This is a genomic window from Ancylobacter sp. SL191, assembly GCF_026625645.1.
Classification (GTDB): domain Bacteria; phylum Pseudomonadota; class Alphaproteobacteria; order Rhizobiales; family Xanthobacteraceae; genus Ancylobacter.
On the sequence record NZ_CP113056.1, the window covers coordinates 4,297,312 to 4,319,532 of the forward strand.

The window sequence follows — 22,221 nt, forward strand, 5'->3', positions numbered from 1 at the left end:
GACCCGGCGGGCACCGCGCCCGCCGCACCCCATCCCGGCGGCGGGGCTCTCGCCCCGCCTGTTTCCTCATCCGTTCGGGAGGTCCACCATGGACGCCAAAGTCGACATCACCCACCCGCTCGACCCGCTGAGCACCGCCGAGATCGAACAGGCGGTCGCCATCCTCACCGCCGCCAAGGGACTCGGGGCCTATCACCGCTTCCCCATCGTCCGGCTGGAAGAACCCGCCAAGGCCGAGCTTGCCGCCTGGCGCGCGGGCGGCGCCCTCCCCCGCCTCGCCTTCCTGCTGGTGCTGGAGGTGACGACGGGCACGGCGAGCGAGGCGATCGTCGATCTCGCCACCGCGCATGTCGTGTCCTTCACCACGCTGCCGAACGACCAGCCGCCCTATGGCCAGCCGCCGATCATGATCGAGGAATTCATCCGCGCCGAGGAGATCGTGAAGGCCGATGCCGGCTGGCGCGCGGCGGTGGCCAAGCGCGGCATCACCGAGGCCGATATCCCGCTGGTGCAGATCGACCCCTTCTCCTCCGGCTATTTCGGCCGCGATTTCGAGAAGGGCCGGCGCATCGTGCGCGCGGTCTCCTATTGGCGCGAGGACATCCGCGACAATGGCTACGCCCACCCGATCGAGGGCGTGGTGGCGGTGGTCGATCTCATCGCCAACAAGGTGGTGGATCTGGTGGACGAGGAGAAGATCGTCCCCGTGCCGAAGAAGAAGCGCAATTACGGCCGCGAGGCCTTCCCCGATGTGCGCACCGACATCAAGCCGCTCGACATCGTGCAGCGGCAGGGGCCGAGCTTCACCGTCGATGGCTGGCGCGTGGAGTGGCAGAACTGGAGCTTCCGCGTCGGCTTCACCCCGCGCGAGGGGCTGGTGCTGCACGAACTGGCGATCAAGGATGGTGGGCGGGTGCGCCCGGTAATCTTCCGTGCCAGCGTGACCGAGATGGTCGTGCCCTATGCCGACCCGACCGCCAACCACTATTGGAAGAGCGCCTTCGACGCCGGCGAATACGGCCTCGGGCGCCTCGCCAACCAGCTGGAACTCGGTTGCGACTGTCTCGGCCATATCCACTATTTCGACGTGCCGGCCGCCGACGATCTCGGCCAGCCCTTCCTCATGAAGAACGCCATCTGCATGCATGAGGAGGACTATGGCACGCTGTGGAAGCATTATGAGTTCCGCAACGGCATCTATGAGACACGGCGCTCGCGGCGGCTGGTCATCTCCTTCTTCGCCACCGTCGGCAATTACGATTATGGCTTCTACTGGTATCTCTATCAGGACGGCACGATCCAGCTCGAAGCCAAGCTCACCGGCATCATCCAGACCGCGGCGGTGACGCCGGGCGAGGTCTATCCGTGGGGCGGCATGGTGGATGAGGGGCTGGGCGGGCCGACGCACCAGCATTTCTTCAACGCCCGCCTGCACATGGACATTGACGGCGGCGGCAACACCGTGACCGAGCACGAATTCGCCCCCCGCCCCTGGGGCGACGACAACCCCTATGGCAACGTCTTCGACACCAAGACCCGCACCCTGAAGCGCGAACTCGACAGCCCCGCGGTGGCCAATGGCGAGACCGGCCGCTACTGGAAGGTGGCGAACCCGTCTGCGGTGAACAGCGTCGGCAAGGCGCCCGGCTACAAGCTGGTGGTGACGCCCACCCCGGTGATGCTGGCGCAGGAGGGCTCGACCGTCGCCCGGCGCGGCGGCTTTGCCAAGAAGCACATCTGGGTCACCGCCTTCGATAGCTCCGAGAAGTATGCCTCCGGCGACTACCCGAATGTGAATGCGGGCGGGGGCGGCCTGCCGGCCTATGTGGCGCAGAACCGGCCGATCGAGAATGCCGATGTCGTGCTCTGGCACAGCTTCGGCCACACCCATGTGTGCAAGCCCGAGGACTTCCCGATCATGCCGGTGGAATATGCCGGCTTCCTCCTGAAGCCCAACGGCTTCTTCGCCGGCAACATCGCCATGAACCTGCCGCCGGAGAAGAACGCCCATTCGCGCGACAACCGCGAGGCGTGGGAAGACGAGGGCGGGAAGGAAGGCGGCGGCAAGACGGGCGGCTCCTGCTGCCATTGAGGCGGGGATGTGCAGCCGTCATGGCCGGGCTTGGCCCGGCCATCCACGACTTTCCCCTCGCGCCCGAAGGCGTGGATCCCCGGGTCAAGCCCGGGGATGACGTTGTGCAGGATGGAGGACGCCGCACAGCGACGCCGGGCTCACCCCCGTCGCACGGTGGCGTAGAAGCTCTCGGCCATCTCGCTGTCGTTCAGGGTAAAGCGGTGGTCGACCGGGGGCTGGGCGCGCTGTTCGCAGTCGAGGCGCGGGCAGATGCGGCAGCCGACGCCGATCGGCACGGTCTGCGAGGGGTCTGCGAGGTTCATGCCGTCGGAATAGACCATCTGGTGGGCGTGGCTGATGTGGCAGCCCAGCCCGATGGCGAGGTGGCGGCGCGGCGCGTTGTGGCGGTAGCCGCCCTTGGTGATCGACTTGGCGATGCAGAAATAGCGCTGGCCCTCCGGCATCTGGCTGAGCTGCACATTGATGCGCTCGGGATGCAGAAACGCCGCGTAGACATTCCAGCGCGGGCAGGCGCCGGAATGGCGGGAAATATGGATTCCCGACAGCGAGAAGCGCTTGGAGATGTTGCCGGCGATGTCGGTGCGCACGAGGTGCAGCGGGATGCCGCTCAGGCCCGGCCGCTGCAACGTCGTCATGCGGTGGCACACTTGCTCGAAGGAGGTGCGGAAGCGCCGCTCGATGCGCTCGATGTCGTAGCGCGTCTCGGTGCAGGCGCGCAGGAACGGCTCATAGGGCATGATGAGCGCGGCGGCGAAATAGCTCGCCAGCGCGTTGCGGGTGAGGATCGGCGCGTCGGCGGCGAGGTTGCCGCTCTCGATGAGCTGGTCGATCTCGCGCGAGGCGGCGAGCAGGCCGAGCTGGTGCGCCACCGCGAACAGCGCCGATTCCGGCGGTAGCACCTCGGCGGTGATGAGCTCGCGCGTGTTGGCGTCGTGCCGGCGAGCGATGCCGGCGGGCAGCGAGGCGGAGCGCCAGTTCAGCCCGAACACGTTGAACAGATAGGTCTTCAGCCCGTATTCGAAGGAATCGGCCGCGAAATCGATGTCGTGGCGCACCCGCTCGGCCGCCGCCTCCAGCGTCGGGAAATAGTTGGCGTGCTCCTGGATGAAGTCGGACACCGCGTCGGTGGCGGGGTGATAGCCGATCTCCTCGGCGTCCGGCACGCCGGCGGCGCCGGTGCGGCGGGCCTCGCGCAGCGTCTTGAACTGGTCGTAGAGCCGCACCACGGCGCGCCCCACCGCCGGGTTTGAACTGGCGAGGTCGCGTATGTCCTGATTGGTCAGGGCCGCATCGGTGAACAGATCATCGCTGAACAGCTCCATCAGATCGCCGACGAGGCGGGATTCGTCGCTCTCCACCAGCTCGCCCGGCTCGATGCCGAAATAGCCGGCGAGCTTCATCAAGAGCGGCACGGTGATGCGGCGGCGGTTGTGCTCGATCAGGTTGAGATAGCTCGCGGAAATGCCCAGCGCGCTGGCGAGGTCCGCCTGCGAGATGCGCTTTGTGCGCCGCAGCCGCTGCACCCGGCTGCCAATGCGCGGTTCGGTGGCGAGCATGGTCCCCGTTCCTTTGCTCGGTTTACAAAATAGGCCTGTAAACTTTACAAGCCTTATCAGCTTAACACACTCATATTGCTATATTTATTGCCCCTCCATGTCGAGTGTGAAAGATTTACATCACACCCAGACGGGAGGAATTGACATGCAACGCCACCAGCACAACAGCGACGAGGAATTCGTCACCATCGTCGGCGGCACCGCCGAGGAGATCAGCCGGACCTTCCGCGAGCAGGGACTGGCCGAGCAGGATTACAGCATCGTCCACCGCATTGGCCGCCACCGCCTCGCGCTGGCGCCCGGCCAGGATCCGGTGTCGCTGTTCGACGGCCGCGCCTTGGTGGCCGCGACCTATACCCGCCGGGCCCGCTAGTTCCGCCATGGCTGCTCGGCCGCGTTTCCGCCCGATCCGCTTTGATGACGCGCGAAGCGGTCGCCCCGGCGGAGCCCCGGGCGCGGGGGTCGTCCCCTCCACAACCCCCGCGCCCGCCTCGCCCCTTTCCTCACCTTCAACAGCAGGCCATTCCCATGCTGGACACTCGCCGCGACACCCCGAGCAACCCCTTCCCCGCGCCGCACTGGGCGCCGGAACGCTGGAACGGCATCAGCCGCAGCTACGGGCCCGCTGACGTCAACCGTCTCTCCGGCTCGCTGCGCCTTGAGCACACCCTCGCCCAGCACGGCGCCCGCCGCCTGTGGGAGCTGCTGCAGAGCCAGGATTTCGTGCCGACGCTCGGCACCTATACCGGCGCGCAGGCGATCCAGCAGGTGAAGGCCGGGCTGGAGGCGATCTATCTCTCCGGCTGGCAGGTCGCCGCCGACGCCAATTCCTCCGGCGACATGTACCCGGACCAGAGCCTCTACCCGGTCGACAGCGTCCCCGCCGTGGTCCGCCGCCTCAACAAGGCGCTGGCGCGCGCCGACCAGATCCAGACCATGGAGCAGGCCGACGGGGTTGCCGGGCCGCACCATGATTACTTCGTGCCGATCATCGCCGATGCCGAGGCCGGCTTCGGTGGCCCGCTCAACGCCTATGAGCTGACCAAGGCGCTGATCGAGGCCGGCGCGGCGGCCGTGCATTTCGAGGACCAGCTGGCCTCGGAGAAGAAGTGCGGCCATCTCGGCGGCAAGGTGCTGGTGCCTACCCGCCAGTTCATCCGCACGCTGAACGCCGCGCGCCTCGCTGCCGACGTGCTGGGCGTGCCGACCGTGCTGATGGCGCGCACCGATGCCGAATCCGCCCGCCTCATCACCTCGGACATTGACGAGACCGACCGGCCCTTCATCACCGGCGAGCGCACCCCGGAAGGCTTCTACCGCTACAAGGGCGGCTTCGAGGCCGGCATCGCCCGCGCCGTCGCCTACGCGCCCTATGCCGACCTGTTGTGGTGCGAGACCTCGACGCCGAGCCTGGAGGATGCCCGCCGCTTCGCCGACGGCGTTCACAAGGTCCATCCCGGCAAGATGCTCGCCTATAATTGCTCGCCCTCCTTCAACTGGGCCAAGCACATGGACAAGGCGCAGATGAAGGCGTTCCAGCGCGAGCTGGGGGCGATGGGCTACCGCTACCAGTTCATCACGCTGGCCGGCTTCCACAACCAGTGCTTCACCACCTTCGAGCTGGCGCGGCGCTACCGGCAGGACGGCATGGCCGCCTATTCGCAGCTGCAGGAAGCCGAGTTCGCGGCGGAAAAGGACGGCTTCACCGCCACGCGCCACCAGCGCGAGGTCGGCACCTCCTACTTCGACGCCATCGCCACCGTGCTCAGCGAGGGCCTGAGCTCGACCACGGCGATGAAGGAATCCACCGAGACCGCCCAGTTCTGAACCGGTCCATCCCGCCTCGCGCAAGGCTGACATGCGACAGGCGCCCCCGACAGCACCTTGCCGGGGGCGCCTCTCCGACTATGTGCGATATTGCACCGCACCCTAACTCGCCGCATAGCAAAATCCGGCCGACGTCTGTTCTCGGCGTCGGTCCCAAACTCGGAACGGGAGGGAACCGTCCATGAGCTATTCCGACGTCGCCAATCTGAAAGTGGACAGCGCGCTGGTCGATTTCATCGAGCGCGAAGCGATCCCCGGCACCGGGGTAGACGCAGCCGCCTTCTGGAAAGGCTTCGCCGCGCTCGTGGCCGAATTCGCCCCGCGCAACGCCGCTTTGCTCGCCAAGCGCGACGAGTTGCAGAAGCAGATCGACGCCTGGCACCTCGCGCACAAGAACAAGCCGGTCGACCCCGTCGCCTATGAGGTGTTCCTCGCCGAGATCGGCTATCTGCTGCCCGAGCCCGAGCCGTTCGAGGTCGCGACCGTGCGCGTCGATGACGAGCTCGCCCGCATTCCCGGCCCGCAGCTTGTCGTGCCCGTCACCAATGCGCGCTACGCGCTGAACGCCGCCAATGCGCGCTGGGGCAGCCTGTATGACGCGCTCTACGGCACCGACGCGCTGCCCGAGGACAATGGCGCCAGCCGCGCCAACGGCTTCAACGCGGTGCGCGCCCAGCGCGTGATCGAGCGTGCCCGCGCCTTCCTCGATGAGAGCGTGCCGCTCGCCGGCGCCAGCCATGCCGATGTGACCGCCTACCGCGTCGCCGGCGCGGCGCTGGAGGTCGTGCTGGCTTCGGGTGCGGTCACCGAGCTGAAGGATGCCACGCAGTTCGCCGGTTATCGCGGCGCGGCGGACGCTCCCGCCTCCGTGCTGCTGGTCAATCACGGCCTGCATATCGACATCGTGATCGACCGCGCCCACCGCATCGGCGCGAGCGACCCGGCCGGCATCGCCGACATCGTGATCGAGGCGGCGGTGACCACCATCGTCGATTGCGAGGACAGCGTCGCGGCGGTGGATGCGCAGGACAAGGTGCTGGTCTATCGCAACTGGCTCGGCCTCATGAAGGGCACGCTCAGCGCCGATGTCGCCAAGGGCAAGGAAATCATCGAACGCCGCCTCGCGGGCGACCGCAGCTATGCCGCGCCCCATGGCGGCAGCCTCACCTTGCACGGGCGCAGCCTCATGCTGGTGCGCAATGTCGGCCAGCACATGATGACCGACGCGGTGCTGGATGCCGCCGGCCACGAGACGCCTGAGTCGATCCTCGACGCGGCGGTGACGACGCTGATCGCGCTGCACGACCTCAAGGGCGAGAGCGCGGTGAAGAACAGCCGCACCGGCTCGGTCTATATCGTCAAGCCGAAGATGCACGGGCCGGAAGAAGTCGAGCTCGCCGTCGACCTGTTCGCCCGCGTCGAACAGATGCTGGGGCTCGACTCCAACACGCTGAAGATCGGCATCATGGACGAGGAGCGCCGCACCAGCGTGAACCTCGCCGCCTCGATCCGCGCGGCGCGCGAGCGGGTGGTGTTCATCAACACCGGCTTCCTCGACCGCACCGGCGACGAGATCCACACCTCGATGCAGGTCGGGCCGATGGTGCGCAAGAACGAGATGCGCGCGCAGGCCTGGATCAAGGCCTATGAGGACAACAATGTCGATGCGGGCCTTGCCGCCCATCTCGACGGCCATGGCCAGATCGGCAAGGGCATGTGGGCGATGCCCGACCGCATGGCGGACATGCTCGCGCAGAAGGTCGCCCACCCGCTCGCCGGCGCCAACACCGCCTGGGTGCCCTCGCCGACGGCGGCGACGCTGCATGCGCTGCACTATCACAAGGTCGACGTGTTCGCCCGGCAGGACGAACTGCGCGCCCGCACCCCGGCCGCGCGCCGCGATATCCTGACCATCCCGGTGGTCGATCGCGGCAATTGGGAGCCGGCGGCGGTGCAGCAGGAGCTGGACAACAACATCCAGGGCATTCTCGGCTATGTCGTGCGCTGGATCGACCAGGGCGTCGGCTGCTCCAAGGTGCCGGACATCCATGATGTCGGGCTGATGGAAGACCGCGCGACGCTGCGCATCTCCTCCCAGCATGTCGCCAACTGGCTGCTGCACGGCGTCGTCACCGAGGAGCAGGTGGAGGAAACCTTCCGCCGCATGGCGCAGGTGGTCGACCAGCAAAACGCCGGCGATCCCCACTACACGCCGATGGCGCCGGCCTGTGACGGCTTCGCCTTCCGCGCCGCGCGCGACCTCGTCTTCGAGGGGCTGACGCAGCCGAACGGCTATACCGAGTTCATCCTGACCCAGCGCCGCCGGCAGGCCAAGCAGGCGCAGGCCGCCGCCGCCTGACGGCGCATGGACAGGCGGGACACCGCGCAAGACCACCACTCGAAAGGCCGCTCCGGGAAACCGGGGCGGCCTTTTCCTTGGCAGGCCAGGCACCGCTTCGCCACAATCGGCCACCGCCAGCGTCCACTACCGCACGCTTCGGGCGCGATTTCGGCCGCGGGATACCTTCCGTAAGGTCACATTGCCGGCGCAAAGCACGGGCCTGATTGAGGAAATTCCTCGGATGGCGGACCTTTTCCATGGCTTCTTCGCTGCGTGCCGGCGTTGCCGGGCTCGATGTGACCCTGCGCGTCACGCTCGGCGTTCTGGCGCTCGCGTCCGGCGTCTACACCTATCTCGGCGTGCGCGACCTGCTGGACGGCTCGCCGGTCATCACCGTCTTCGCCGCGCTGATCTATTCGACCGCCGTGTCGGTGGCGATCTACGCCTTCTGGACCATGCTGCTCACCTTCCTGCCGCATGTGCGCGACACGGCGAGCCGGGTCTGGCTGGCGGCCGCCATGGTGCTGGGCTCGCTGATGATCGTCGCCATGTCGTCCTGGCTCAACGCGGCGGCGCTGGCCGGCTCGGCAGCCATCGAGCAGCATCTCGCCGTGACGCTGCAGGACTACACGCGCGATCTCGACGCGGCGCATAACCGCGCGCTCGGGGCGCAGAGCCTCACCCCGGACATCCAGCTTGCCTCCACCCGCTTTGCCCGCCTCGCCGAGGCCGAGCGCTCCGGGGCGCTCACCGGCACGGGCGGTTCGGGCACGGTGGTGCAGTTGCTCACCCAGATGTCCAACCAGCTCGACGATCTCGGCCGCCAGCTCACCGAGAGCAGCGAGCGCACCCGCCAGCTCTATGCCGAGGGCAGCGCACAGATCGCCAAGATGCGCGAGATGGTCTCCGGCAGCGGGCCGATCAAGGAGCGGGGCGACACCTTCGGCGCGGAGGCGCTGCGGCTCGTCGGCACCATCGCGGCGATGGAGCAGAGCTCCATGGCGCCGGCGGTAAAGCGGGCGGCGGACGACATGGCGCGCGGCTTCATCGCCCCGGCGGCGGACGGACGAAATGCCGACCTCGCCGGCCGGCAGAACGCCGTCGTCGGCAATGTCGAGCGGGCCGTCGCCGTGCAGGCGCGCGCGCTGGCGCAGGCGGCGGACGACATCATCGGCGCGGGACCGGTCGAGCCCGCGCGCTTCCAGCCCCTCTCCACCGCCGAGGCGGTGCTGCGCTATGCCGGCGACTTCCTGCCGAGCTGGGCCGGCGCCATTTCCATCGACCTTTTGCCCGCCGTGCTGGTGCTGGCGCTCTGCGTCGTCCACGCCGCGCTGCGCCGCGAGGACACGCCGGCCGATGCCGAGACCATGACCGCCGCCCAGCTCATCACCGCCATGCGGCTGCTACGCGAGGTGAAGAACGAGGAAGCCGTCGCGGGGGCCGAAGCGGCGACGCCGGATCGCGAGGTTGAGCTTGCGGAGGCCGAAGCGGCGCTCGTCCCCTCCACCGTGACGCCCCTGCAACCCGGCCGTGGGACGCGCAAGGAGTGAGCGCGCAAGGAATGAGCGCGGCCGAGACGGCATCTGCCCCGCTCTGGCGGCGCCTTCTCGGCGCGCGGCCGGACGAGACGGTGCTGCGCGCGGTGTTCCGCACGCTCATCGTGCTCAGCCTCGCGGTGATCGGCTGGGACGCCTATGACCGCGCGGAGCAGGCCGCCAACGCCCCGCCGCCCGCTCTGCTGCCGGGCGAGCAGCCGGACGCGCCGCCCTTCCTGCCCTCGGCGCGTCCCGGCGTCGATCCCGCGCAGGAGGAACGCACCCGTCCGGCGCCGCAGGCCGATCTGCGTAAGGCGATGACGCTGGAACTCGTGGCCGGCGGGCGGCTGGAGGCGCGCGGCACCATCACGCCCGGCACGGCGGAACGCTTCGCCGCCGAGGTGGAGAAGCGCGGCGCCTATGTGACCACCGTCGTGCTGAACTCGCCCGGCGGCTCGGTAAGCGACGCGCTCGCTATGGGGCGGCTGATCCGCGAGAAAGGATTCGCCACGGAAGTGCCGGCGGACGCGCATTGCGCCTCCTCCTGCCCGCTGGTCTTCGCCGGCGGGGTGCGTCGGCTCGCCAAGGCGGGGGCGTCGATCGGCGTGCATCAGGTCTTCGCCGTCTCAACTGGCGGCAACGCCGCCGATACGGGGATGGCAAGCGCGCAGCGCGTCTCCGCCGAATGCCAGCGCCATCTGGTGGCGATGGGGGTCGATCCGCGCGTGTGGATCCACGCCATGGAGACCCCGCCGGAGCGGCTGTTCTACTTCTCGCCGGCGGAACTCACCGACCTCAAGCTCGCCATCGGGGCATGAGCGGACGCCTACGGATGGACCAAATCCTGATGGACGCTCCCGACGCCACGTAACATAGTGCCGGCAAGGCCCGTATTCTCTGGTGGCCGCCATCCCGGTGGCCCGTTGCGGCGCGTCCCATGAGCGTTTTCGTGCGTTTCCGCCTCCTGCCCGCTTTGCTCGTCCTCTCCCTGCTGACGGCGATGAGCCTGCCCGCGCGCGCGCAGACTGCCGCGCCGGCGCAGGGCACCGCCCCCGCAACGGCGCCGCTGCCGATCAGCCCGCAGCAATTCGACCAGCTCGTCGACGCCCTCTCCAAGGCGGTGGCGGAACGGCTGAAGGCGGAAGGGACGGCGCCCACCGCCGGCATCGCCGCGAAACCCGCATCGAGTGCCGCCGCACCGGCGCACAACGCCGCGCCGAGCCCGGCGGCACCCACGGCCAGCGGCACGGCGCCCGGCACCCCGCCCATGACCATGAACATGGAGATGGAGGAGCCGTTCAGCGAGGTGTTCATCGATGTGGTGGAGAAGGGAGAGGACGCGCTGCAGCAGTTCCCGGCCCTGGTGGAACACACCGCCCGCATCCCGATGATCCTCGGGCCAGAGCTGAATGGCGGGCGCGAGCCCGGCCGCTATTTGCTGCTGCTGCTGGCCTGCGTCGCCGCCGCGCTCGGCACTGAGGCGCTGCTGCGCCTCGCCCTGCGCCCGGCGCGCCGCTACCTCGCCGGTCGCATTGAGGGCACTGCCTCGATCTGGGCGCTGGCGGCGCTGATCGGGCTCGACATTCTCGTGCTCACCGGCATGTGGCTGGTCACCCACGGTTTCGTGGTGAGCCTGTTCGCCGGCACCGAGCCGCAGGCGCGCTTCGGCTACCTCGTGCTGACCAGCGTGTTCTACTGGCGGCTCTACCTGCTGGTCTTCCGCATCGCCCTGCGCCCCAATCTGCCGCAGGCGCGGCTCGCCGCCATCAGCGATGCCGAGGCGCTCAAGGTCTACCGCTGGACGGCGGTGGTCATCCTCACCGCCATCGTGCTCGCCGACATACGGCGCATCCTCGAAGGCATGCAGTCGCCGCCGCTGGTGATTGCCTGCGCCATGCTGGTGAACACGGCGCTGCTGACCGGCCTGCTGATCGCCACCGCCGTCGCCATTCGCGAGCCCGTCGCCAAATGGATGCACGGGCTGACCCAGTCCGGCCAGCCCGGACCGATGGTGTCGATCCTCGCGCGCTGGTGGCTGGCGCTGGCCATTCCGATCTTCCTCCTGCTCGGCATGGCCCGCGTCTATGGCGCGCTGACCTCGCTCGAGGGCATCCACCTCGCCATCCTCATGACCATGGATGTGCTGATCGGTCTCATCGCCATCGAATCCTTCATGGACAAGATCTGCCGGATGATGCGGGTGCAGACCGCAGCCGCCGAGGCCGAGGGCGAGCCGCCAGCATTGGGCGAGCGGTCGGAGGCGCGCGAGCGGCTGGTCGAGGCGATCATGCGCTGCATCCGCATCGCCGTGCTGCTGGTGGCGACCTCGCTCACCGTGCGCATCTGGCTGGTCTATGGCATCGGCATGATGGACAACAGCCGCTACAACGCCTTTGCCAGCGCCGCCCTGCCGGCCGGTGGGATCCTGCTCGGCGCCTATTGCGCGTGGCAGGCGGTCGAGTACGTCACCAGCTTGCACGCCGGCAAGCGGCCGTCCTCCGGCGGCTTCGAGGCCGAGGACAGCGCCGAGGCCCCGGCCTCGCGCATGAGCACGCTGATGCCGCTGCTGCGGGTGACGTTGACCCTCGTCATCATCATCCTCGCCGGCCTGACGCTGCTGAGCCAGATCGGCATCGACGTGACGCCGCTGATCGCCGGCGCCTCCATCATCGGCCTCGCCATCTCCTTCGGCAGCCAGACGCTGGTGAAGGACATCGTCTCCGGCGTGTTCTATCTGGTGGACGATGCCTTCCGCGTCGGCGAGTACATCGACTGCGGCCGCGCCAAAGGCACGGTGGAAGGCTTCACCCTGCGCTCGCTCAAGCTGCGCCACCAGAACGGGCAGATCTACACCGTCCCCTTCGGCCAGCTCGGGCAGGTGACGAATTTCAGCCGCGACTGGACGACGATGAAGTTCAACCTGCGCTTCGCCCGCGACACCGATCTCGAAAAACTCCGCAAGACGGTGAAGAAGATCGGCCTCGAAATGGCCGAAGACCCCGAGCTGAAGGACGAGTTCCTGATGCCGCTGAAGATGCAGGGCGTGGCCGATATCGACGACACCGCCCTGATCGTGCGCTTCAAATTCACCGTGCGGCCGAACAAGCCGACCGTGGTGCGGCGCGAGGCGATCAAGCGGATGATCTTCCAGCTGCCGCAGCAGGGCATCGAATTCGCCAGCAACACGGTGGCGGTGCAGGGTCTCGGTGATGCCGGCGCCGCGGGCGCGGGCGCGGCGGTCGCGGCCAGCGCGCGGGCCAAGGCGGCGAACGACCTTCTGCAGCAGATGGAGAGCGAGGCGGCGGCCAGCTAGCCTCAGGCGTCCGGCGGCGCCCAATGGGTGGTGAGCGCCGCCACATCCGGGCGCGGGCGCTCCGCGGGCGGCTCCTTCGCCGTGCCGATGTGCAGGATGCCCGCCACCCGCTCGCCCTCGCCGACGCCGAGCAGGCGCACGGCGTGCCCGTGCGTCGCCGCCCAGCCGGTGACCCAGATGCCGGCATAGCCGAGCGCATGGGCGGCGTTGAGCAGATTGAGGCACACAGCGCCAGCGGACAATTCCTGCTCGATGAGCGGGATCGAGGCATGCGCCACCGGCCGGCTCACCACCACCACGGCGAGCGGGGCGGGGAACAGCCGGCCCATGATGGCGGCGAATTTCTCGCGCTTCTCCTCGGGCATGTGGCCATTGGCCTCCCGGTAGGCCTGCGCCAGCCGCGCGCCGAGCGCCGCGCGCGCCTCGCCTTCGATGAGGATGAACCGCCAGGGGGTGAGCATCCCATGGTCCGGCACGCGGGCGGCAAGGGTGAGCAGCGTCGCGCGCTCCTCGCCCGTCGGGCCCGGCTCGATCAGCCCGGCTGATGGCACCGAGCGGCGCGCGGCAAGGGCCGCCAGAACGGCGGCGCGGGTCTCAGGGGCTGTCGATGTCATCGGAGCTTTCCACAATCCAGCCGCGCCCTAGATGCCCGGACGCAGGAAATTCACGCCGACCCGCCGCCCTAGGGGCGACTCGGCCGGAATTTTGGTCGACAATATCCCATGGCCGACCCGAACCACGCCAACATAAGCGGGTACGGCCCCCAAGGAGCAAGAGATGAGCATCAACGGCGAAATCCCCGTGCGTGACAACCGCGCCGCCGACCGTTTCGAGATCGAGCAGGACGGCCACCTCGCCGTCGCCCAGTATATTCTGGCCCCGGACCACATCATCTTCACCCATACGGAAGTGCCGCCGGAACTCGGCGGGCGCGGCATCGCCACGCGCCTCGTCGAGGCGGGCCTCGCCAGCGCGCGCCAGCGCGGCCTCTCCGTGGTGCCGCGCTGCTCAGTCTTCGGCCGCTACATGATGAAGCGCCCGGAGACGCACGACCTGATGGCGCCGGAGATCCGCGCGACGCTCGGCCTCGCCTGACACCGGCCGCGCCGGACGCCGGGGCACGCTGGGGGCGGGTGACATCCGCGCCACAGCTCCGGGGAAAACCTGCCGCTTCATACCCTTCATTAACGCTGTGCTCCTAACCATGGAGCACGGCCGAAGGGGGCGCCCGCCCGCCCTTCGCGGCCGGTGCACCACGGTATTCAGCGGCAAAGGTTCTGGCGTCCATGCGTACCCCGGCGCGTCCGTCCGACACGAACGAGAGCAAGCCTTCCGAGGCCAGCGAGAGCGCGCCGCGCGTCCTCTCGCGGGCCAACCCCAAGCCCGTCTTCGCCCCGCCCCCGCCAAAGGGCGCCAAGGGGGTGAACACGGCCGTGCCGGTGCCGGCCCGCGTTCTGGTGCCGAGCTGGTTGCAGCCCTTCACCCTGCCGTCCAACACCCGTTTCACCCGCACGCCGGATTATCTGCTGCGCAAGCCCGCGCCGGAGCCGGTGAAGGCCGAACCCTCGCTGGAGAGCGCCGCGCTCGACACCACGGCGCTGGTGCCGCCGCGCCCCTCGCAGACGCCGGTGCTGCGCGTGCCGCCGCGCAAGCCGCCGCTGGGCGCGATTCCCAAGCCGCTGATCGCCGCCGACGCGCGCCGCGCGCTCGCCGCGCAGGAAGACGCGCTGCGCCAGGCCGCCGGGCAGGCGGCGGAGAAGGCGGCCGGGCAGGCGGCCGAGCACGCTGCGGAAACGGCGATCGAGGCCGCCATCCCGGCGTTGCAGGTGATCGAGACCCTCGCGCCGGTCGCGGTCGCCGTGCCGGTGGCCACGCCGGTCGTCGCTGCGCCTGCCGTCCCCGCGCCCGCCGCCGAGCTGACGCCGCCGCTGGCCGCCAATGATCGCGCCGCCACCGCGCCGCGCCCGTCGCCCGTCACCGCGCCGTCCTCGATCCGCCAGATCGCCGGCATGATCCAGCTCGGCTGGGACGTGCCGCCGGTCGGCTCGACGCAGCAGGATGTCGCGCCGAGCGAGGATGTCTGGTTGGAGGACGCCGAAGCGTTCGAGGCCCTGCCCTTCGCCGACGCCTATGAGGCGCCCGAGGCGGCGGACCACGCGGCCCCATTGCCGGAACTGCTGGCCGCACCCGTGAATGCCGCCGCCGACGAAGCCGTCTGGGGTTCCCTCGCCGGCTTTGACGAGCTGATCGAGGACAGCCTCGGCGACGCGACCTCCGACGACGCCACGCCCGAGGAAACCTCCGTCGAGGAAGCCGTCTCCGAGGATGCCCCCGCCGAGTGGACGGCCTCCGTGCTGCCGAGCCTCGGTGGCTATACTGTCGCGCCGGCGGAAGTCTCGTTCTCCTGGCCGAGCTTCGCTCTGGTGCCCGCCGCCGAGCCCACGCCGCCGCCGGCCCCCGCCCCGGTCGTCGCCGCCCCTGTTGCCGTTATCGCGCCGGTCGCGCCCGCCCCGGTGGCTGCGCGTCCCGCACCGACGCCGCGCCCGGCGGCGCTGCCCGATAGCGACACCTATGAACTGCCCCCGCTCGACCTGCTGGCCGAGCCGCCGGAGACCGAGCCGGACTATGAGCTGTCGGAAGAATTCCTCGACCGCAATTCGGTGAAGCTGCAGCAGGTGCTGCATGATTTCGGCGTGCGCGGCGAGATCATCGACGCCAATCCCGGCCCGGTGGTCACGCTCTATGAGCTGGAGCCGGCGCCCGGCATCAAGTCCAGCCGCGTCATCGGCCTGTCCGCCGACATCGCCCGCTCGATGAGCGCGGTTTCCGCCCGCGTTGCCGTGGTGGAAGGGCGCAATGTCATCGGCATCGAACTGCCGAACCAGCGCCGCGAGACGGTGTGGCTGCGCGAGATGCTGGCGAGCCATGAATATGAGGCGGCCAAGGCCAAGCTCGCCATCGCGCTCGGCAAGACCATTGGCGGCGAGGCGGTGATTGTCGACCTCGCCCGCATGCCGCATCTGCTGGTCGCCGGCACCACCGGATCGGGCAAGTCGGTCGCCATCAACACAATGATCCTGAGCCTGCTCTACCGGCACCGCCCGGACCAGTGCCGGTTGATCATGATCGACCCGAAGATGCTGGAACTCTCGGTCTATGAGGGCATCCCGCATCTGCTCACCCCCGTCGTCACCGACCCGAAGAAGGCGATCGTCGCCCTCAAATGGGCGGTGCGCGAGATGGAGGAGCGCTACCGCAAGATGAGCCGCCTCGGCGTGCGCAACATTGATGGTTTCAACGCCCGCGTCGCGGAAGCGGCCGGCAAGGGCGAGATCATCACCCGCACGGTGCAGAAGGGTTTTGACCGCGAGACCGGGGAGATCATCGAGGAGGAGGAGATCATGGATCTCGCTCCCCTGCCCTACATCGTCATCGTCGTCGACGAGATGGCCGACCTGATGATGGTCGCCGGCAAGGAGATCGAGGGCGCGATCCAGCGCCTCGCCCAGATGGCCCGCGCCGCCGGTATCCACCTCATCATGGCGACGCAGCGCCCGAGCGTCGATGTCATCACCGGCACCATCAAGGCGAACTTCCCGACCCGCATCTCTTTCCAGGTGACGAGCAAGATCGACTCGCGGACCATTCTCGGCGAGATGGGCGCCGAGCAGCTGCTCGGCCAGGGCGACATGCTCTACATGGCCGGCGGCGGGCGCATCTCGCGCGTCCACGGCCCCTTCGTCTCCGACCAGGAAGTCGAGCGCGTGGTCGAGCACCTGAAGTGCCAGGCGCGGCCGGAATATCTCGACGAGGTGACGGCCGAGGAAGAGGACGAGCCGATCCCGGACGATGCCGCCGTGTTCGACAAGAGCGCGATGGGGGAGGAGCCGGGCGAGGTCTATGATCAGGCGGTAGCCGTGGTGCTGCGCGACAAGAAGGCGTCGACCTCCTACATCCAGCGCCGCCTGCAGATCGGCTATAACCGCGCCGCTTCCATCATGGAGCGGATGGAGAATGAGGGCATCGTCGGCCCGGCCAACCATGCCGGCAAGCGCGAGATCCTCCGCGAGAACCGCTGATTTCAAGAAGCGCTGAACGCGGCGTCCGCGTTCACGCCATGATCGCCGCCCAGATCGCCAGCAGCGCGCCCATCACCACCACCGCGCCGGCCAGCACATAGGCGGCGCGGCGGTTGCCGCCCCGGCCATGGCGGGGCGCGGCGGGGGCGCCCGGCATCTGGCCGGGAAGGCTGTCCTGCGCCTCGTCATTATAGGGCCGGCCTTCCTCGCCGGTATCGCCCGGCGGCGGCTCGCGCCCGGCCCCGCCTTCGGTGGCGCGGGCGAGCGCCACGCGCTCGGCGGTCGGCGGCGTGCCGGCTGCCTCGTCATCCGTGCCAAGCGGCGCCGCCGCCGGGTCGGAGAACGGCACCTTGTCGCCGGCCTTGCCCCGGTCGATATCCGCGCGCAGTCGATCCGCCGTCGTCATATCTGTCCCGCCTGCTGTGGTTCCCAAGGGTAACGGCCCGTTGCTGCCGCGGTTCCTCCGGGCGTTTTCGCCCATGACCCGCCGGCAATGTGCAGAAATGCGGGCACAGAGGCGCGCCGACGCCCCTTTCGCAATGCAGCGCGGGAGATTAGGTGTGGGGGCAATCCGCCGCCGGCCCGGTCCGGCTCCCGACGCGATCGTGCCGAGAGGACAGATCATGCTCACCGTCTCCTATCCCGACGTCCAGCTTTTCATTGATGGCCAGTGGCGGGGAGGCAGCGGGCACGGGGACAAGCCGGCGACGCAGCCCATCGTCAACCCGGCGACCGAGGAAGTCATCGGCACGCTCGCTCATGCCAGCAAGGCCGATCTCGACGCGGCGCTCGCCGCCGCCGAGAAGGGCTTCGCCACCTGGCGCCACACCGCCCCGCATGAGCGCTACAAGCTGATGCGCAAGGCCGCCGAGCTGCTGCGCGAGCGGGCGGAAGAGATTTCCCGCATCATGACGCTGGAGCAGGGCAAGCCGGTCGCGGAAGCCCGCGTCGAGACGCTCGCCGCCGCCGACATCATCGACTGGTTCGCCGAGGAAGCCCGCCGCCAGTATGGCCGCCTGATCCCCGCGCGCGGCGCCGGCATCCAGCAGATTGTCCACCGCGAGCCGGTCGGCGTCGTCGCCGCCTTCACGCCGTGGAACTTCCCGATCAACCAGGCGGTCCGCAAGGTCTCGGCCGCGCTCGCCGCCGGCTGCGCGGTGATCCTCAAGGGCCCGGAAGAGACGCCGGCGAGCTGCGCCGCCCTCATCAAGGCCTATGAGGATGCCGGCCTGCCCAAGGGCGTGGTCAACCTCGTCTTCGGCATTCCCTCGGAGATTTCCGAGTACCTGATCCCGCACCCGGTGGTGAAGAAGATCTCGTTCACCGGCTCCACCGTGGTCGGCAAGCAGCTCGCCGCGCTGGCGGGCCTGCACATGAAGCGCGTCACCATGGAGCTCGGCGGCCACGCCCCGGCCGTGGTGTTCGAGGATGCCGATGTCGAGGTGGCGGTGAAGCTGCTCTCGAGCGCGAAGTTCCGCAATGCCGGCCAGGTCTGCGTCTCCCCGACCCGCTTCCTCGTGCATCAGGACATCTATGAGCGCTTCGTCGACGGCTTCACCGAGGCGGTGAAGACCGTGAAGGTCGGCAACGGGCTCGATGAGAGCGTGCGCATGGGCCCGCTGGCCAATGCCCGCCGCGTCGAGGCCATGGAGGCGCTGACCGCCGACGCCGTGGCCAAGGGCGCGACGCTGCGCACCGGCGGCGCGCGTATCGGCAATAAGGGCTATTTCTTCCAGCCGACCGTGCTGACCGACCTGCCGGCCGATGCCCGCATCCTCAATGAGGAGCCCTTCGGCCCGGTCGTGCCGATCCAGCCCTTCTCCTCCATGGAGGCGGTGATCGCCGAGTCCAACCGCCTGCCCTATGGGCTCGCGGCTTACGCCTACACCACCTCCGGCCAGCGCGCCGACGAGTTCGCCCGCCGGGTGGAGAGCGGCATGGTGTCGATCAACCATCACGGCCTCGCCCTCCCCGAAGTGCCGTTCGGCGGCATCAAGGATTCGGGCTACGGCTCGGAAGGCGGCATCGAGGGCATGGAAGCCTATGTGAACACCAAGTTCGTCACCCAGCTCGGGGTCTGATCCCGCGCCGACGTTACGAAAAGCAGGCTCGGCAGCGGGTGCGGTATGGGGTAACAAGGTAATGCCCCGCCGCACCCGCTGTGTTCATGGACCTCACCGTCTTCCTCGTGATGCTCGTCTCCGCCGCCACCCAGGCGGGCTGGAACGTCATCCTCAAGATCCGGCTCGATCCGTTCGGCGCGCTGGTGCTGGTCGGCATCTGCGGGGGCGTCGCCGCTTTGCCCTTCGCGTTGTGGTTCGGCCTGCCGGGCCTCGACGTGCTGCCCTGGATCGGGCTCTCGGTCTGCTGCCACCTGTCCTATTACGCCTTCATAATCGGCGCCTATAGCCGGGCCGATCTCGGCATGGCCTACCCGGTCGCGCGCGGCAGCGCCCTGTTGATGACCGCCGGCATCTCCATCTTCATCATGGGCGAGGCGATCTCGCCGGTCGGCATGGTCGGCATCCTGCTTCTCGCCTCCAGCATCCTCATCGTCGGCCGCCACGCTTTCGATCGCCATGCGCTCGGCCAGCGGCTCGAAGGGCGCGCGCTGCTGCTGGCGCTCGGCTCGGGCGTCGCGGCCACCGCCTTCACCATCGTCGACGGCACCGCCGCACGAGTGACCGAGCAGGCCAATCTCTACACAACCTGGCTGTTCGTGGCGGATGCGGTGGTCATCACCATCCTCCTGCTGTCGTGGAAGGGCCGGCGGGCGGTGGCGCCCCTGCTCACCTTCCTGCCCTGGGGGCTTCTGGGCGGGGCGATGCTGTTCGTGAGCTACTGGCTCTCGGTCTGGGCAATGACGCAGGCGCCCATCGGGCTGGTGACGGCGGTGCGCGAATCCAGCGTGCTGTTCGGCGCCATTCTCTCGGTGACGCTGCTGCGCGAGCCCTTGCGGGCCGACCGGGTGATCGCCGCCCTGCTCGTGGTGGGCGGCCTCGCGCTGATCAAGCTGTTCTGAATTTTCCCGCCGCCGGCTAAGGAATCAGCTAACGAGGCGGGGTCTTCCACCTGCCGGCAGTGTCATGGAACCCAGCGTGTTTCTGGCGGTCATCGCCGCCGCCGCCATGCATGCCGGCTGGAACGCCATTCTCAAGATCCGGCTCGATCCGCTGGTCGCGGTGGTGCTCATCACCGCCGCGTGCAGCGCCATCGCCTTGCCCGCCGCCCTGTGGTTCGGCCTGCCCCCGCTGCATGTCTGGCCATGGATCGCCGGCTCCATCGCCGTCCATCTGTTCTATTATCTCACCCTCACCGGCGCCTATCGCCGCGCCGATATGGGTTTCGTCTACCCGCTGGCGCGCGGCGGCTCGCCGCTCATCACCACGCTGTTCTCGCTGGTACTGCTGGGCGAGCCGATCGACGCGCAGGGCGTGCTCGGCGTCGTCGTGCTGGCGGCCGGCGTGCTCGCCATCGCCTGGCGACCCAAGGGTGGCGGGTTCGACGGGCGCGCGCTCGCCCTTGCCCTCGCCTGCGCGCTGAGCATCGCGGTCTATTCGGTCATCGACGGGCTCGGCGCTCGCTCCGCCGGCAGCCCGCATCTCTATTCGGCCTGGCTGTTCCTGCTGGAAGGGCCCTGCGTGCTCACCGTGGCGCTGCTCCGGCTCGGCCCCGCCGCGCTGCGCCCGGCGACCGGCTTCGTGGTGCCGGGCATCTTCGGCGGGGCGATGTCGCTCTCGGCCTATTGGATCACCATCTGGGCGATGACCAAGGCGCCCATCGGTCTTGTCTCGGCCGTGCGGGAATCCAGCGTCATGTTCGCCGCGCTCATTGCCGTGGTGGTGCTGCGCGAGCCGCTTAAGCTGGAGCGGCTCGGGGCGGCCGGGCTCATCGTGCTCGGGCTCGCCCTCATCAAGCTGCATTAGAGCCGGCGCCCCGGCGTGTGTTCCGGGCGTTCCTGTGCTTTTTTGCCGGGATGACCGAGCGCCCTACCCCCGCGATTCGACCCACCGTGCCCGATGATGCCTTTGCCGGGCCGCTGGCGCTCATCCGCGAGGGCGCTCCACTGGTGATGGTGATCGGTGGCGCGGGCACCGGCAAGACGACCTTCCTGCAGGCGCTGCGCCGGCAGGGCGGCAGCAAGCAGGCGTTTCTGGCGCCCACCGGCGTTGCCGCCTTGCAGCTCGGCGGGCAGACCATTCATTCCTTCTTCGGCCTGCCGCCGCGCCTCATCGACCCCGATCAGGTGAAGCCGCGCGCGCCCAAGCGCACGCTGATGAAGAAGCTGGAGCGGCTCATCATCGACGAGGTGTCGATGGTGCGTGCCGATGTGCTCGACGCGGTCGACCGCTCGCTGCGCATCGCCCGCAATGACCCCACGCCCTTTGGTGGCGTGCAGGTGATCCTGGTCGGCGATTTCCTCCAGCTCCCGCCCGTGGTGCCGCAGGCCGAGCGGGAGATCCTCGGCCATCTCGGCTATGAGGGGCCGTTCGCCTTCGACGCGCGGGTGCTGCGCGAGGTTGACATCACCCGCCTGCCCTTCCGCCAGGTCTACCGGCAGAGCGACGCCACCTTCGTCGATCACCTCGCGGACCTGCGCGCCGGCCGCAACATGATGCGCGCCATCGATGCCATCAACGGCGCCTCCTTCCGCGAGCATCGCCCCGGCCGCATCCCGGTCGTGCTGGCGCCGACCAATATGCGGGTGGACGGCTATAACCGCCACGGCATGGACGGGCTGGTCGAGGCTGGCCGCATCTATGAGGGGCGCAGCGAGGGCGAGTTCGACCTCGCCAATGATCGCCTGCCCGTGCCGGAACTGCTGGTGCTCAAGGTCGGCGCTCGCGTCATGGCGGTGCGCAACGATCCCGAGCGGCAATGGGTCAATGGCTCGGTCGGCTCGGTGATCGGCCTCGCCCCGGACCGCGCCTTCGTCCGGCTCGACGCCGGCGGGGTGGTGGAGATCGAGCGCACGAGCTGGGAGCGCATCCGCTACGACTGGAGCGAGACCACGGGGAAGATCGAGGCCAAGGTGGTCGGCAGCTACACCCAGCTTCCCCTCGTCCCGGCCTGGGCCGTCACGGTCCACAAGGCGCAGGGCCTGACGCTGGAAGATGCGCGCATCGACTTCGACAGCGGCGCCTTCGCCGCCGGCCAGGCCTATGTCGCGCTCTCGCGTGCCCGCTCACTGGAAGGGCTCTCGCTCGCGCGGCCCTTGCGCGCCTCCGACATCCGCATCGACCGGCGGGTCGCCGCCTTCACGGCGGCGTTCGAGGCGGGGCTGCCGCCCGACGCCATCGGCTGATCCGACTCCGCTCGGGAACGGCATCACATTTATTAATACAAAATTAATTGCAATTTCCTCCCATCCTACGGAAGGTAGCGCGGTGACATCGCTGCTGGCGCGGGATGTTGCTTTCAGCACTCGCGCAGGGTCGGCCTTCGCCGGCGGCCCGGAATGGCCCGCGGCTGGAG

General features: G+C 68.9%; 16 protein-coding genes. 13 read left to right on the top strand and 3 right to left on the bottom strand.

Translation table 11 applies throughout. The annotated features are described in order from the left end of the window. Positions 1-88: 88 nt before the first annotated feature. On the top strand, positions 89-2,092 hold the full coding sequence (locus OU996_RS19665) for a primary-amine oxidase (RefSeq protein WP_267583272.1): 2,004 nt from the start codon (positions 89-91) through the stop codon (positions 2,090-2,092). 140 nt (positions 2,093-2,232) lie between these two features. On the opposite strand, the gene OU996_RS19670 is transcribed toward OU996_RS19665, so the two are convergent. Further along, entirely contained in the window at positions 2,233-3,651 is a 1,419-nt protein-coding gene (locus OU996_RS19670; protein ID WP_267583273.1) for a helix-turn-helix domain-containing protein, read from the bottom strand. A gap of 145 nt (positions 3,652-3,796) precedes the next feature. Between OU996_RS19670 and OU996_RS19675 the strand changes: the two genes are divergently transcribed. The 6 genes from OU996_RS19675 (at position 3,797) to OU996_RS19700 (ending at position 12,667) form a co-directional block, all read left to right on the top strand. Next, on the top strand, positions 3,797-4,024 hold the full coding sequence (locus OU996_RS19675; protein ID WP_267583274.1) for a hypothetical protein: 228 nt from the start codon (positions 3,797-3,799) through the stop codon (positions 4,022-4,024). A 155-nt stretch (positions 4,025-4,179) separates the two neighbouring features. Continuing rightward, entirely contained in the window at positions 4,180-5,478 is a 1,299-nt protein-coding gene (gene aceA, locus OU996_RS19680) for an isocitrate lyase (protein WP_267583275.1), read from the top strand. 181 nt (positions 5,479-5,659) lie between these two features. Beyond that, positions 5,660-7,837, top strand: a complete 2,178-nt coding sequence (locus OU996_RS19685) for a malate synthase G (RefSeq protein WP_267583276.1) — start codon at positions 5,660-5,662, stop codon at positions 7,835-7,837. Positions 7,838-8,076: 239 nt separating this feature from the next. Then, positions 8,077-9,369 (top strand): hypothetical protein, encoded by a 1,293-nt coding sequence (locus OU996_RS19690; protein ID WP_267583277.1) that lies wholly within the window; start codon positions 8,077-8,079, stop codon positions 9,367-9,369. Between the two features lie 11 nt (positions 9,370-9,380). Continuing rightward, the gene (locus tag OU996_RS19695) at positions 9,381-10,172 is read left to right on the top strand and encodes a hypothetical protein (protein WP_267583278.1); all 792 of its coding nucleotides are present in this window, start codon (positions 9,381-9,383) and stop codon (positions 10,170-10,172) included. Positions 10,173-10,291: 119 nt separating this feature from the next. Further along, the gene (locus OU996_RS19700) at positions 10,292-12,667 is read left to right on the top strand and encodes a mechanosensitive ion channel family protein (protein ID WP_267583279.1); all 2,376 of its coding nucleotides are present in this window, start codon (positions 10,292-10,294) and stop codon (positions 12,665-12,667) included. Between the two features lie 2 nt (positions 12,668-12,669). On the opposite strand, the gene OU996_RS19705 is transcribed toward OU996_RS19700, so the two are convergent. Further along, positions 12,670-13,281 (bottom strand): nitroreductase family protein, encoded by a 612-nt coding sequence (locus OU996_RS19705; protein WP_267583280.1) that lies wholly within the window; start codon positions 13,279-13,281, stop codon positions 12,670-12,672. 163 nt (positions 13,282-13,444) lie between these two features. Between OU996_RS19705 and OU996_RS19710 the strand changes: the two genes are divergently transcribed. Together OU996_RS19710 and OU996_RS19715 are read left to right on the top strand one after the other, a co-directional pair. Next, positions 13,445-13,762 carry a GNAT family N-acetyltransferase gene (locus OU996_RS19710; RefSeq protein ID WP_267583281.1) on the top strand — a complete coding sequence of 106 codons (318 nt, stop codon included), beginning with the start codon at positions 13,445-13,447 and terminating at the stop codon, positions 13,760-13,762. Between the two features lie 191 nt (positions 13,763-13,953). Further along, complete coding sequence (locus tag OU996_RS19715; RefSeq protein WP_267583282.1) at positions 13,954-16,746, top strand: DNA translocase FtsK; 2,793 nt, start codon at positions 13,954-13,956, stop codon at positions 16,744-16,746. A gap of 31 nt (positions 16,747-16,777) precedes the next feature. Here OU996_RS19715 and OU996_RS19720 read toward each other — a convergent pair whose 3' ends face one another. Then, the gene (locus OU996_RS19720; protein WP_267583283.1) at positions 16,778-17,152 is read right to left on the bottom strand and encodes a hypothetical protein; all 375 of its coding nucleotides are present in this window, start codon (positions 17,150-17,152) and stop codon (positions 16,778-16,780) included. A gap of 217 nt (positions 17,153-17,369) precedes the next feature. On the opposite strand from OU996_RS19720, the gene OU996_RS19725 reads away from it, so the two are divergent. From OU996_RS19725 to OU996_RS19740, 4 genes are all read left to right on the top strand, one after another. Further along, complete coding sequence (locus tag OU996_RS19725) at positions 17,370-18,827, top strand: NAD-dependent succinate-semialdehyde dehydrogenase (RefSeq protein WP_267583284.1); 1,458 nt, start codon at positions 17,370-17,372, stop codon at positions 18,825-18,827. Positions 18,828-18,913: 86 nt separating this feature from the next. Beyond that, positions 18,914-19,768: a DMT family transporter gene (locus OU996_RS19730; RefSeq protein WP_267583285.1), complete on the top strand. Its 855-nt coding sequence runs from the start codon at positions 18,914-18,916 to the stop codon at positions 19,766-19,768. Positions 19,769-19,832: 64 nt separating this feature from the next. Next, positions 19,833-20,672 carry an EamA family transporter gene (locus OU996_RS19735; protein ID WP_267583286.1) on the top strand — a complete coding sequence of 280 codons (840 nt, stop codon included), beginning with the start codon at positions 19,833-19,835 and terminating at the stop codon, positions 20,670-20,672. A gap of 86 nt (positions 20,673-20,758) precedes the next feature. Next, entirely contained in the window at positions 20,759-22,051 is a 1,293-nt protein-coding gene (locus OU996_RS19740; protein ID WP_267583287.1) for an ATP-dependent DNA helicase, read from the top strand. Positions 22,052-22,221 lie beyond the last annotated feature (170 nt).